This is a genomic window from Reyranella sp. (genome assembly GCF_965229815.1).
Classification (GTDB): Bacteria; Pseudomonadota; Alphaproteobacteria; order Reyranellales; family Reyranellaceae; genus Reyranella.
Genome location: NZ_CBDDJN010000006.1, coordinates 1314887 through 1328951, shown reverse-complemented (window position 1 = coordinate 1328951; position 14065 = coordinate 1314887). Strand labels below are relative to the sequence as shown.

The 14065-nt window shown below is 69.8% G+C and carries 7 protein-coding genes; 3 read left to right on the top strand and 4 right to left on the bottom strand.

What is annotated here, in order from left to right:
* Positions 1 to 26 precede the first annotated feature (26 nt).
* Positions 27 to 671, top strand: a complete 645-nt coding sequence (locus ACO073_RS17690) for a class I SAM-dependent methyltransferase (protein ID WP_421998997.1) — start codon at positions 27 to 29, stop codon at positions 669 to 671.
* 22 nt (positions 672 to 693) lie between these two features.
* Here the strand turns inward: ACO073_RS17690 and ACO073_RS17685 are convergent, their stop codons facing one another.
* Genes ACO073_RS17685 through ACO073_RS17670 form a run of 4 tightly spaced genes read right to left on the bottom strand, consistent with a single transcriptional unit; the run spans position 694 to position 10981 of the window.
* A complete protein-coding gene (locus tag ACO073_RS17685; RefSeq protein WP_421998996.1) occupies positions 694 to 1398 on the bottom strand; it encodes a CDP-alcohol phosphatidyltransferase family protein in 705 nt (234 codons plus the stop codon).
* On the bottom strand, positions 1382 to 2215 hold the full coding sequence (locus ACO073_RS17680; RefSeq protein ID WP_421998995.1) for an SDR family NAD(P)-dependent oxidoreductase: 834 nt from the start codon (positions 2213 to 2215) through the stop codon (positions 1382 to 1384). Before ACO073_RS17680 ends, ACO073_RS17685 begins: the two co-directional genes overlap by 17 nt.
* Before the next feature lies 1 nt (position 2216).
* On the bottom strand, positions 2217 to 3575 hold the full coding sequence (locus ACO073_RS17675; protein ID WP_421998994.1) for an aminotransferase class I/II-fold pyridoxal phosphate-dependent enzyme: 1359 nt from the start codon (positions 3573 to 3575) through the stop codon (positions 2217 to 2219).
* On the bottom strand, positions 3572 to 10981 hold the full coding sequence (locus ACO073_RS17670) for an SDR family NAD(P)-dependent oxidoreductase (RefSeq protein ID WP_421998993.1): 7410 nt from the start codon (positions 10979 to 10981) through the stop codon (positions 3572 to 3574). The genes ACO073_RS17675 and ACO073_RS17670 overlap by 4 nt, the downstream gene beginning before the upstream one ends.
* Before the next feature lie 548 nt (positions 10982 to 11529).
* Here ACO073_RS17670 and ACO073_RS17665 point away from each other — a divergent pair.
* Together ACO073_RS17665 and ACO073_RS17660 are read left to right on the top strand one after the other, a co-directional pair.
* Entirely contained in the window at positions 11530 to 12483 is a 954-nt protein-coding gene (locus ACO073_RS17665; RefSeq protein ID WP_422002168.1) for an OmpA family protein, read from the top strand.
* A gap of 184 nt (positions 12484 to 12667) precedes the next feature.
* Positions 12668 to 14032, top strand: a complete 1365-nt coding sequence (locus ACO073_RS17660) for a nucleotide sugar dehydrogenase (protein WP_421998992.1) — start codon at positions 12668 to 12670, stop codon at positions 14030 to 14032.
* Positions 14033 to 14065: the final 33 nt, after the last annotated feature.

Here is a 14065-nt window from a genome sequence, read left to right as displayed (position 1 = left end):
ACGACACGAGGCGGGGCGCCTCGCGCGTGACCCTCCGGCTCAATATCGGCTGCGGTCGATCGCCGACGCCGGACTGGATCAACTACGACAACTCTCTCGCCGTCCGTCTGGCGCGTGTACCCGTCCTCGCCCGCCTGCTGGCGTGGTTCGGCCTGATCGACCCCTACGGCCTCGAGTTCGTCGACTTCTGTCGCCACCACCGCATCCGCTCCGCCAACGCGGCGCGCCGCATCCCGCAGGCCGCCGGCTCGGTGGAGGCGATCTACGCCTCGCACATGCTCGAGCACCTCGATCGCCGCGAGGCCCGCTCGTTCCTCGCCGAGTGCCGGCGAGTCCTCATACCCGGCGGCGTTCTCCGCGTGGTGCTTCCCGACCTTCGCGACGCCGCCTTCAACTATCTGCGGTCGGGCGATGCCGATGCCTTCCTGCGCCATCTCCAGTTCGACCTCGATCGGCCGCGCGGCGCGGGCCGGCTGCGCCTGCTCCTGTCCGGCGGTCGTGGTCATCGCTGGATGTACGACCGCGACTCGCTGATCTCGCTGATCGAGGCGGCGGGCTTCGTCGACGTGCAGGCGATGGCCGAGGGGCAGACGCTCATTCGCCGTCCCGGCAAGCTCGACCTCCACGAGCGCGGGGGCGACAGCCTGGTCGTCGAGGCACGCAACCCTTGAGACGAACGACGGCGGCCCCGCCTCAGTCGTCGCTCGGCGGACGGTTTCGGGTCGGCGGCTCCTGCCGGGCCAGCTGCCGAAGCTCGGCGATCATCGTCCAGATGAACAGTCCCGCGTTGGTGAGGATCCAGAGCATCCCGAACAGGTCGGGATAGGCGAGGGTGATGCCGCCCACCGAGAACGGCTGCGGCGGCACGGAGAAGAACAGGCCGTTGCCGACGAGGAACAGGCAGCGGACCTCGGTGAGGCCCATGCCCTGGGTGGCGAGGTGGAAGACGCCGCTCACCTGCGCCCGCAGCAGCGACTGGGCCGTCATCATGAGGTAGGTCGCCAGTCCCAGCATGACGATCTCGGGGCGGATGTAGCCGGAGACCGCCAGGCCAAGCGCGAACACGAGCTGCGACAGCACGTCGACCGACTGGTCGAGGAAGAAGCCGAAGCGCGGCCGCTCGATGCCGCGCAGCCGCGCGACATGTCCGTCGAGCGAATCGCCGAACCAGTTCGCGACCAGGGCGAGGTTGACGAGCCAGAGCGCGGCGGGGTGGTCGACCGCCAGGACGTAGCCGACGAAGGCCAGGACCGCCGCGGCGAAGCCGATGGCGGTCAGCCCGTTCGGGGTGAGCCACGACGGCACGCGGGGGGCGAGCCAGAGCAGGGCCCGGCGTTCGGGGCCGGCCAGCCAGCCGCCATTCTCGCGGGCGGCCTCTGGCCTATCGTCCGGCGTCATGGGCGGAGGGGGCGGCCGTCGGGTCGGACGCCACGTGGAAACGGGTACGGGCGGCGCCGCGGCGGCGGAGGAACTCGGGAACGAGGAGGTTGATCCGCGACCACCAGAAGGCGGCGGTCGGAAACCCGATCACGGCCCGGTTGCGGCGGAGGCCATCGAGGATCCGCATCGCCGCCTCGTCGGCCGAAATCTCTCCCGGCCGGGGCCCGAGGTGCAGTGCCGCCATCGGCGTGGCGACGAAGCCGGGGCAGGCGACGACGACCCGCACGCCGTCACCTTCGACGCCGTCGCGCAGCGCCAGGGCATAGGAGACCATGCCCGCCTTGGCCGCGGAATAGGCAGGCGCGTCGGCCAGAGGGACGAAGCCAGCGAGGGACGACACCAGCACGATGGCGCCGCGCCGGCGCCGCTGCATGGCCGGCAGCACCGCATGGACGGTGTCGATCGCCGCTGTCAGGTTGATGTCGATGACCCGACGGGCCGTATCGCCGTCCTCGGTGGCCTGCTCGGCATGGCGGCCGTCGAGGATGCCGGCGTTGACGATCAGCAGGTCGATCCCGTGCGCGCGGTCGAAACCGTCCAGGAAGTCGGCGAGGCGGGTGCGATCGCGGACGTCGATGGCGGCCGCGGTGCAGGCGGCGCCTGCGGCATCGCCCGCCGCTCTGACCGCCTCAAGGCGGGCGGCGTCGCGGGCGATCAGCGCGATCGTTCGGCCCGGGCCGCCGAGACGGCGGGCGAGCGCCGCGCCGATCCCGCTCGAGGCACCCGTGATGACGATGGTCCTGTAGTCCGCGAGCCGGTCGTCGGACGGCGTCATGCTAGCGCTTGGTCACCAGGGAGACGAGCGGTGGGCCGTTTCGGACCTTCTCCAGTTCGTCGGCAACCGCGTCGAGCGCGCTGTCGATCTGCGCGGCCGTGTGCTGGCTGGTGAGGAAGAAGCGCAGGCGCGCCTGGTTCTCGGCCACTCCCGGGAAGAAGGCGGGGACGATGTTGAAGCCGCGCGCCAGCAGCCGCTGCGACAGGATCACCGCGTGTGGCGAGTTGCCGATCATGATCGGCACGACCGCCGCGCCGATGCTGGGGCCGGTGTCGAGCCCGCGCGCCCTGGCTCCCTGCAGGAAGGCGCGGCCGTTCTCGCGCAGTTTGGCGACCCGCCACGGCTCTTCGCGCATCAGCGTGAGGGCGGCGAGGGCGGCCGCGGCCACAGGGGGCGCCAAACCGACGCTGAAGACGAAGCCGGGCGCCTTGTCCTTGAGGATCTCGATCAGCGGGCGGCAGCCGGCGATGTAGCCGCCCATGGCGGCCAGCGCCTTGCTGAGCGTGCCCATCCATATGTCGACGTCGGCGGGGTCCACGCCCTGCTCCTCGGCGATGCCCCGTCCGGTCGCGCCCAGCACGCCGATCGAGTGCGCCTCGTCGACCATGAGCCAGGCGTCGTACCGGCGCTTGAGGCGGACCAGGGCGGCGAGATCGGGGACGTCCCCGTCCATGCCGTAGAGGCCTTCGACGACCAGCAGCACCCTCCGGTGGCGCGCCCGGTTGAGACGGAGGGTCCGCTCCAGCGCCTCGAGATCGCCGTGCGGCGTGAGGATGCGGCGGGCGCCGGACAGGCGCGCGCCCTCGAGGATGCTGTTGTGGACGACCGCGTCGCCGACGATCAGATCCTCGGGGCCGAGCAGGGTGCCGATGACCGACACGTTGGTGGCATGGCCGCTGACGAAGGCCAGCGCATCCTCGGTGCCGTGGAGGCGCGCCAGGGCCGCGTCGAGGTCGCGATGGAGCTGACGTTCGCCGCCGGAGAGGCGGCTTGCCGACACCGACGTTCCCAAACCGTCGATCGCGGCCTTGGCGGCGTTCGCCACGGCCTCGTGCTCGTTCAGCCCCAGATAGTCGTAGGAGGAGAAGTTCACGACCGTGCGGCCGTCGATGATGGTCGTGCTGCCGGCGCGTCCCTCGTGGAGGCGGAAGAACGGGGTCGGGATGCCGGCGATGTCGCCGACGGCCTTCTTGAGCTTGAGGATCTCGTATTCGGGCAGCGTGTCGAAACCCGTGCCGGGCCGCTTCGGCCCATCCGGTCCCGCCGCCCGCGCCGTGGGCTGGGCCGCATTTGCGTCGCGCAGGAGATGGCGGACCTTGTCGGCCGTCTCCTTGGCGTCGTTGCGGCTGTAGGCGCTCATCGCGGCCGGTCCAGCTCTCGGACCTTCTCGAGCACCGTGGCGACGGCGGCCTGCCGGTCGGCGAGGTCGGTGGCCTCGGCCTCGGCGGCCGCATGGCTGGCCATCAGCGTCAGGAGCGGGCCGGGGACGGACGGCGCTTCCTCGCCCCTGATCAGGGGCGCGATCCGGCGCGCGACGTCGAGCGGAGCGATGCCGCTGGACAGGGACATCATCGGCAGCTCGATCCCGAGCGACTCCTCGACCGTGGTCCGGAGCTCCAGCATCATCAGCGAATCCATGCCGATCTCCACCAAGGGACGATGGCGGTCGACTTCCTTGGGCGGCAGGCGCAGGACCCGGGCGATCTCCTCGACCACCATGGTTGCGAGCGTGTCGATCGCCTCGTCCGGCGGCAGCGCGCGAAGGCGCTGTACGACGGCCGCGCTGTCCATCGACTGGCGCGCGCTGGTCCCCGCGGCGATGGCGCCGAAGATGGGGCTGCGGGTGGCGGCGAGCTCGCGCTTCGCCGTCGCCCAGTCGATTCGCGCGATGGCGCAGCAGGCGAGGGTCTGCCGGCCCTTTTCGTCGTACAGCCAGTCGAGGCCGTCGAGGGCGGTCTTCGCCGCGATCAGGTTGGCCGCGAAGCGCTTCTTCAGGTTGGCGTCCGTGGCGATGTTGCGCGAGAGGTAGCCGGCGTCCTCGATCCCGCCCCAGGCCACGGCCAGCGCCGGCACGCCGCGACGCTGCAGGCTCCGCGCCAGGCCTTCGAGGAATCCGTTGGCAGCCACGTAGTTGAACTGGCCCGGATTGCCGAACAGCGTCGTCGCGGACGAGTAGAGCAGCAGGTAGTCGAGATCGAGGCCCCGGACGGCGGCTTCGAGGTGGAGGGCCCCTTGCACCTTGGGGCGCAGCACGAAGTCGATCGCTTCGGCGTCCATGCCTTCGATCAGCCGGTCGTCCAGCACCATGGCGGCGTGAACGATGCCCTTGATGGCCCGGCCGGCGGCGGCGCGGTGCAGGAATGGCGGCAGCGCGCCGGCCATGGTGACGTCGACGGCCTCGATGGCGATCTCCGCGCCCTGTCGGCGAAGCAGGTCGAGCCTGGCACCGTCGGCCTCGGAGAGGGTAGCAGACCGGCTGGCCAGCACGATGTGGCGTGCTCCCCGGCCGACCAGCCAGGCGGCTGTCGCCAGGCCAAATCCGCTCGTGCCACCGATGACGATGTGGACGCCCTGCGGATCGACCGGGAAGGCGCCGGCCTGCGGCTTGGCGGCGGCGGCGCCGCCCGACTTCACGACGATCTTCCCGATATGTCCCGCGCGCTGCATCAGCCGGAAGGCATCCGTGACGTGGGCGGCCTCGAACGAGCGGTAGGGCAGGGGCGCGAGGTCGCCGCTCGCCATCAGCTCGATCACTTCCGCGAACAGGCGGCACGCCACGTCCCGGTGCTCGCCGAGCAGCTGGTCGACGTCGACGCCGAAATAGGAAAGGTTCCGGCGCAGCGGCCGCAGGCCGACATGGGTGTTGGCGTAGAAATCCCGCTTGCCGAGCTCGATGAAGCGGCCGAAGGGGCGCAGGCAGTCCATCGAGCGGATCATGGCCGGCCCGGCGAGCGAGTTCAGCACGACATCGACGCCCTTGCCCGCGGTGCGCTCGGCGATCTCGTCGGCGAACGACAGGGTGCGCGAATTGCAGACGAAGTCGACGCCGAGGTTGCGCAGGAACGCCCGCTTCTCGGGGCTGCCGGCGGTGGCGAAGACGGTGGCCCCGCGCTGGTGGGCGATCTGGATGGCGGCCAGGCCCACCGCGCCGGCGCCTCCATGGATCAGCACGGTCTCGCCGGCGCGAAGCTGGGCGAGATGGGCCAGCGAATAATAGGCCGTCAGGAAGGCTACCGGTATCGAGCAGGCCGCTTCGAAGCTCAGCTCGGACGGCAAGGGGCTGACGGCGAAGGCCGGCGCGATGGCGCGCGTGGCGAAGGCGTGGGGCGCGAAGGCGACGACCCGGTCGCCGGCCGCGAGGCCCGCAACCTCGCTGCCGACGCGGGTGACGATACCGGCGCACTCCATGCCGAGCGACGCGCCCGCATAACCGTCCTCGAGCGCTTCCTCGGGCAGCAGGCGAAGGCTCCACATCACGTCGCGGAAGTTGAGGCCCGTCGCCTCGACCTCGATCTCCACCTCGTCCGGCCCGGGCTTGCGGCGCGGCGCGGCGGCCCAGGCCAGCCCGCCATGAGTGGTGCTGCTGCGGCTGGTCAGGACGACCGAGGTCTGCTTCGTCGCACGCTGGCCCGACCTCGCTCCGCCGGCACCGCGCTCCACCCGGATCACCAGGCGGCGCTCGCCGCCGATGAAGATCTCGCGCTCCTCGTCGGGCGCCAGAAGCTCCTCCGCCGCGCGCGCCACGGCAGCGTCGGCCCCCGCGACGCCGAGGCAGCGGATCTCGAGGCCGGCATACTCGTTCTGCGCCACGCGCATCGCCGCCGCGACGGCGCACCAGACCGGGGAGGCGAGGGGATCGGCGCCACTCGCGTCGAGACCGAGGTCGATGACGACCCAGATCCGGCAAGGGTCGGCAGCCAGCCGCCGGCAGAGGCCGGCCAGGCCGTCGAGGTGCCGGGCCAGGCCGTTGGCCGCAACGAGGTCTCCCTCGGAGGCGTCGACAAGCCACGCGACGTCGGTCACGGCCGCTTCGGTCGGCGCCTCTACGATCGCCTCGACGCGCTGGCGCAGGCGGCCGGGAGCGGCGGCCACCGGCTCGTCGCCATGCCAGGCGAAGCGCAGCTCTTGCGGGCTCGGCCACTGGGCCGCGTGGCGGGGGGCGACGCCCCGGACGATGAGGCCGATCCGGGAATCGCCCAGCACCGGGATCGTCGACACGTCCAGGAACCCGGCCGTCTGGAACTCATTGCTCCATTCGCGGTCGGTCAGGAGCGGTCCCACCGGATCGTCCGCGCTTGCCGATCGTGCCCACCATCCAGGACGGGTCCCGCGCAGGATGTCCCAGAAGACGCTGGGACCGGGTTCTGCCGCCAGCAGAACGGCGCCCGGACGCAGCACCCGGGCGACCTGCGCCAGGCTGCCGCCGGCGGCGGTCATCTCGCTCAGCCCGTCGACGGCGAACGCGAGATCGATCACCGAGCCCGGCATGGTCTCCACGTCGGTCCACGGGATGCAGCGCACACGCGATACGTCGTCGCCGAGGACAAGGCGCGCCTGCTGCAGGCGGTCGCCATCCAGCTCGGCGAGGATGAGCTCGACATTGGGGAAGCGGCGGACGAGGTCCGCGGCGGCTTCCGCATGGTCGGCGCCGACCATCAGGACGCGAAGCAGGCGGGTCTCGCCGGCGGCCGCGATCATGCTCTCGACGTCGCCGAGAGCGGCCTTTCGCAGCACGATGGACTGGCGCGAGGCGGTGTCGAGATGGCGCGCATGGACGGTGGCGAGCTCGGCGGGCGCCTGGTCGTCTCCGGCCAGCAGACGACCGACGATCTCGTCGATCCGCGACAGGCTGGCGGCCTCGAGCGGCATCTCGGGATGGCGCAGCGCGAGCGAGGCCACGATCGATGCGATGTCCGGCAGCTCGCAGTCCTCGGCGAGGCGGCGCGTGCCGTCGCGCTCGACCACCAGGCCCCGCGATTCGAGGTGCGAGCGAAGCGCAGATCGCAGGAACGCCGGCCATTCGGCAGAACCGGAGTCGCCGGGCGCGGTGGTCGGGGGATCGTCCTGCATCGTGGAGAAGGACTGCCACACCGAGCGCAGGCATCCGGCTTCCAGGAGGAGCAGCGCCTCGCTGAGGGCCGGCGACTCTTCGTTGGCTGCGGGCGCGGGGGCCGGAACGTCGCGAAGCGGCGTCGCCTCCCCGGCGCGGTCGAGCTGCCAGGCCGTCGTTCGGAAGGCAAGTGACTGGGGACCCAGTGCAGCCTCGGCAGGCGCCTCGACCAGGCGCACGTTCTCGGCACTGACGACGATGTCGCCGTTCGCATCGATGAGATCGATGTCGACCAGGAGGGAGGTCGGCGACTGGCGAAGGGTCCGGGCGAACGCCACGGTCGCCACCGCCCCGGGCGCGAACACCCGGACGCTGTCGAACCGAACCGGCAGATAGGCCTTCATCGGCATGTCGGCCACGCCGGCTTCCTCGGAGGCGAAGAGCGCATGGAAGCCCGAATCGAGCGCCGTCAGGTCGATCACGTGGCGACCGTCGGCCGTTCCCGCCGTCGGCGGATCGAGCGTCGCGACCGCGCGCTTCGGATGCGGGAAAGCGACATAGCGCACCCGCTGGAACGCCGGGCCGTAGTCGAAGCCCAGTCCGCGTGCGCTCTCGTACACTTTCGGCCGCGGCACCGTGACGGTCGACGCCGTCACCTCCGGCTCGAAGGGCCGTGCGCTGGCAATGGGCGAGCGGTCGACGATGCCGCGCGCGTGCAGAGTCCAGTCGGGCACGCTCCCGCGGGGCCGCGCCAGCAGCTCGGCGATGCCGGTCTCCGGCGACAGCCGCAGCAGGGTCTCGAACGACGTCCGGCCGTCGAAGGCCAGCGGTCGCAGGATGTCGAAGTCGCGGATCTCAAGCGCGCCGTCCGGGTGCACCGAGCGGGCCGCGGCCATCATGATCTCGACATAGGCCGTGGCGGGAAACACGGCGATCCCGGCGAACTTGTGGTCCTGCAGCCAGGGGAACAGGGCGGAATCGACGACCGAGAACCATTCGAGACAGTCCAATCGCGCGCGGCGGCCGAGCAGGGAATGGTCGGGCGACGACAGGGCGGTCGTCGCCTCGAGCGTCTGGTGGACGAGGTAGGGCGTGTGCTGCCAGGGATAGAGCGGCAGTTCCACGGCGGTCGCCGGTGGCGGACCGAAGAAACGCTGCAGGTCGACGGCGCCGCCGGCCAGCAGGACCCGGGCGATGGCCTGCTCGATCGGATCCCCCGCGTCGCCATCGGCCTCGCCCATCGTCTCGACGGTCGTTCCACGCGTGCCGGAACCGCGAAGGATGTCGCGCACGTAGCTCGCGAGAATGGGCTTGGGCCCGATCTCCACGAAGATCCTCTGTCCCTCGGCGATCAGGTGGGAGAGGGCCGCGTCGAACCGCACGGGGTCGCGGACATTGTGCCACCAGTGCTCGGCTCCGAGCATCTCGTGGGTCACGGGGCCGCCCGTCACCGAGGACACCATGGTCCGCCGGAGCTCCAGCGGCGCCAGCCCGTGGAGCTCGCGCAGAAGAGGGGCGCGCACGGCGTCGATCAGGCTGCTGTGGAAGGGATAGTCGATGTCGAGGCGTCGTGCGCTGACGCGCATGCGGTCGGCCGTGGCGAGGACGCGGTCGATCTCATCGCCGGGCCCGGAGATCGTGACGCTTCGCCAGCTGTTGACGGCGGCGACGTCGACGCTCGGCGCGTCGACGGCCGCGAGGAAGCGGCGGGCCTCGCGTTCGCTCAGCATGAGCGCCGCCATGCCGCCCGAGCCGTGCGTCGCCTCCTGATGGCGGCTGCGCGCGATCACGATGTCGATGGCCTGCTCGAGGCTGAGCGCGCCGGCAGCCCAGGCCGCGGAAATCTCGCCCACGCTGTGTCCGAGCGTGGCGTCGGGGATGATGCCACCCGCCTCGAGCGCCCGAACGGTGGCGACCTGAAGGGCCAGCAGCAGCGGTTGCGAGAACGAGGCCCGGCGCAGCTTCTCGGGCAGGTCCTCGGCGAACAGCTCGTCGACGATCGACCATTTCGTGATCTTCGCGAAGTGCTGGTCGACTTCGCGCAGGGCGGCGCGGAAGGAATCGTTGGCGTTCCACGCCTGGCGTCCCATGCCGGCCCATTGCGAGCCGTTGCCGGAGAACAGATACGTCACGGGCAGCTCGTGGCCGAGTGCCTGGCCCGTGAGGACGGCGGGATCGGCCTGGCCGGCGGCGAAGCGCTGCAGGTGGTAGCGGATCTCGTCGGCCGTCCCGCCGCGCACGAGGGCGCGATGGGGCAGCATGTCCCGCTGATAGGCATGGGCCGCGATGAACCCCGGCGCCTCCCGGCTGCTGTCGGGCCACTGCCGGTCGCTGGCGTCGGCGAGGGGCGGCAGCGCATCCGCGCTGTGGGCGGTCAGGAGCAGGGGCGGGGCAGCGATGTCGCCCCTCAGGTAGATCAGCGATTCCGTCGCGTCGTCGCTGCGCACGATCGTGTGCGCGTTGGTCCCGCCGAAACCGAAGGAGTTGATGCCCGCCAGGACGTCGCCTCGACGGGCAGGGGGACGCCAGTTGCGGTCCACGACCTTGAGGTTGAGCTCGTCGAAAGGGATGTTCGGATTGGGCGACTGCTGGTGGAGCGTCGCGGGCACCAGGCCGTGACGCAGCGCCATGATCGACTTGAGGAGCCCGGCGAGACCCGACACCGGCTCGAGATGCCCGATGTTGGACTTCACCGAGCCGATCGGCAGGGGCTGGGCGCGGCGCTGGCCCAGTCCCTTGCCGAGCGCGTCGGCCTCGATCGGGTCGCCCACCGGCGTCCCGGTGCCATGCGCCTCGACGAACAGAAGATCGGCGGGATCGACGCTGAAATCGTCATAGACCCGCTCGACGAGGCGGCGCTGCGATTGGGCGGAAGGCAGCGCCAAGCCCGTCGTGCGGCCGTCCTGGTTCATGCCGGAGGCGACGACCACGCCATGGATGCGGTCGCGGTGGCGGTGGGCGGCCTGCATCGACCGCAGGACGACCACGATGGTGCCCTCTGCGCGGACATAGCCATCGGCGCCCGCGTCGAACGGCCGGCATTGGCCGGTGGGAGACAGCATCGAGGCGCGCGAGAAGCCGACATAGGGGAACGGCGACAGCAGCAGGTTGACTCCGCCCACGATGGCCGTCTCGATCGTCCCGTTGCGGATGGCCTCGGCGGCGAGGTGGAGCGCCACCATGGAGGAGGAGCACGCCGTGTCGATCGCGATGCTCGGACCGCGGAGATCGAGGGAGTAGGAGATCCGGTTGGCCATGATGCTGAGCGAGTTGCCCGTCATCATGTGGACGTCGGCGACCGACGGATCGACGAAGAACCGCACCGCGTAGTCGGCCGAGGAGGCTCCGATGAAGACGCCGGTCTCGCCGCCCGCGAGGCTCGAGGGAGGGATGCCGGCATGGGCCAGGGCGTCGTACGACACTTCCAGGAGATGGCGGTGCTGGGGGTCGACCTGCTCGGCCTCGCGCGGGCTCATGCCGAAGGCCAGGGCGTCGAACCCCCACACGTCCTCGATCAGGCCGGCGGCGAAGGTGTAGGCGCGGCCGGGCTGGTCGGCGCCGGGATGGAAGTAGGGCTGGGTCGGGAAACGCTCGGGCGTTACTTGCGAGACCGCGCATTGGTTGGTCCGCAGCAGGCGCCAGAGCGCGTCGCTGTGCGGCGCGCCCGGGACGCGGCAGGCGTAGCCGACGACGGCAACCTCACCCCTTGCCTTCATGGGGCAGTCCCAGCCGTCCCTTGCTGGCGGAAAGCTTCTGTCATGGCGATGACGTGGTCCCCAACCCGGTTTGCCTCGTGAGAGGCACCCCCTCCGAACAATCAAACAAGACGACTCGCCTCGGCAAAAGTGGTCGAACGCACGCTGGATGGAACAGCCGTTCTTTTTTCTATGACGGTGGCTGAACGCGATGCCAAGCCAATTTCACGCGCGCTGCTATGAGATTGTGGGCAGTCGCGACCGTTCCCGTCGACCAAGGTCCGAAATCCGCGAGGGTGCTTCTTATTTTCATTGGGTCTCGAAGAGGAGAGTGTTGGACCGAGATCGCAAGGGCCGGGCACATGGTGGAAATGCGCACTAGGCAGGCATTCTAGGGACAAAAGTGGTCTGAAGCAGTGTTGCCGTGTGGCAACATGGTGGCGTAAATCTCATTGACACCGCATTCTGTTGGGGTCGGTCCGGCCGGCTCGCGTGTATAATGTGGCCCTCTTGACCATAGCCGGGGGGATAGACTGGTGAAAAAGGCTGGCGCTTTGGTACTCGCGGCGATGTCCTTGGGGATGCCGCTTTCTGCGATGGCTCAATCTGCAGACGGCGCGCCGAACTTCGGTTCTCAGGAAGGCGTCTACATGGGCTTCGGCGCCGGAGCGAACTGGAACCTGGGCGGCCTGAACAGTTCAGGCGGCGGCCTCACCTCCGGCACGGGTTTCACACTGGGTGGTGCGATCGGCTACGACTTCATTGGCTTCCGTCCGCAGATCGAGGTCGGCTATTCGTGGCTGCCCACGAACGTCAACATTCCGGGTACGGCCCTCACCAACAAGGTCGGCCAGCTCACGACCCTGGCGGCGCTCTACTACGACTTCATGCCCAAGTCCGTGATCACCCCCTATGTGGGTGCTGGTGCAGGCGTCGGCTTCGTCGACAGCAATACCCCCCTGGGTGCCACGGTGTTCGCGTACTCGGCGGCCGTCGGCGTCGGATACAACATCAATCCGATGTTCCGAATCCAGCTCGAGGGCCGTTATCTCGGAACGACGGCGGTCTCGGTGAATGTCCCGGGTGTCGGCAATGTCAGCGGCCCGAACCAGAATATCGGTGTCGGTGCCGGCGTGCTGATCAAGTTCGCGGCCGCGCCGGCCGCTCCGCCGCCGCCGCCGCCGGCGGTCCAGGCGACGACCTTCATGGTGTTCTTCGACTGGGATCGGTCGAACCTTTCGCAGCAGGCGCTGCAGACGATCAAGCAGGCGGCTGACGCCTACAAGACCAAGGGCAGCGCGCGGATCACGGCGACGGGCCACACCGACACGTCGGGCCCGGAGGCCTACAACATGGCGCTGTCGCTGCGCCGCGCCAACGCGGTCAAGGACGCCCTGGTGCGCAACGGCGTGCCGGCGCAGGCGATCTCGGTCATCGGCATGGGCGAGAAGGGCCTGCTGGTCCCGACCGGCGACGGTGTCCGCGAGCCGCAGAACCGCCGCGTCGAGATCGTCATCAACTAGGTCCTCCAAAGTAGGGCATTCGCAAGGGCGGCCGAAAGGCCGCCCTTGTCATTTGGTCGTCACCGGGATCGCCTCCGCGCAGTTTGACACCCAATTTGCGGCCTCCTACAAGCGGCCTCATATGGGGCTGCGTCGCATTCTGGCGCGGGGTGGAAGAGTGGCGGGAATGCACGACGGAGCGCGGATGGCCGCACGGGACGGGGATGACGGCCGGCTGGCCGAACCGGTCTCGTCGATCGTCGAACGCCTTCGCGGCCATCGGGCGACCATCGCGATCATCGGTCTCGGCTATGTCGGTCTGCCGCTCGCCTGCACGATTGCGCGCAAGGGCTTCTCGGTCGTCGGCTTCGACATCGACGAGACCAAGGTCGACCAGATCAATGCAGCGGTCTCCTATATCGGACATGTCGGCAGCGACGAGATCGCCGAGATGCGGTCGGCGGGCCGCCTGTCTGCCACCGCCGACTATGCCCGGCTGCCCGAAGCCGACGCGATCATCGTCTGCGTGCCGACGCCGCTGACCCGCCATCGCGAGCCCGACCTGACCTACGTGGTCGAGACGACCGAGGCGATCGCCCCCCATCTCAGGCCCGGCCAACTGGTGGTCCTCGAATCGACGACCTACCCGGGCACCACACGCGACGTCATGCGCCCGATCCTCGAGCGGGGTGGCCTGCGCTCCGGCCGCGACTTCTTCCTCGCCTACTCGCCGGAACGCGAGGATCCCGGCAACGCCCAGTTCTCGACGGCGGCGATTCCCAAGGTCGTGGGCGGCGATGGCCCGGAGGCGCTCCAGCTCGCCACCGCGCTCTACGACGAGGTCGTCAGCCGTACGGTCCCGGTGTCGTCGCTCGAGGCGGCGGAGGCGGTGAAGCTCACGGAGAACATCTTCCGCTCGGTCAACATCGCCCTGGTCAACGAGCTCAAGGTCGTCTTCGAGGCGATGGACATCGACGTCTGGGAGGTCATCGAGGCCGCCAAGTCGAAGCCGTTCGGCTACATGCCCTTCTACCCCGGCCCCGGCCTTGGCGGTCACTGCATCCCGATCGATCCGTTCTATCTCACCTGGAAGGCGCGCGAGTTCGACGTCGTCACGCGCTTCGTCGAGCTGGCCGGGGAGATCAACACCGCGATGCCGCAGCGCGTCGTCGACCGGACGATCGAGGCGCTGAACCAGCGGCAAGGCAAGGCGTCGCGTGGGGCGCGCATCCTCGTTGTCGGCGTCGCCTACAAGAAGAACGTCGACGACACCCGCGAGAGTCCGGCCTTCAAGATCATCGAGCTGCTCGAGAAGCGGGGCAGCGACGTGTCTTACTACGACCCCATCGTGTCCGAGATTCCACTCACCCGTGAGCACCGGGAGCTCGCCGGCCGGCAGTCGGTCGAGTTTTCGGAAGGGTCACTGTCTGCCTTCGACGCCGTCATCATCTGCACCGATCACGATGCGATCGACTACCGCCAACTCGTGGCCTGGTCGCGGCTGGTCATCGACACGCGCAATGCCTGTGCCCGCAACGGCATCGCGGCCGAGCACGTCATCAAGGCGTAGCGGACCGCACCTGCCGTCACGCCATCGAAGAAC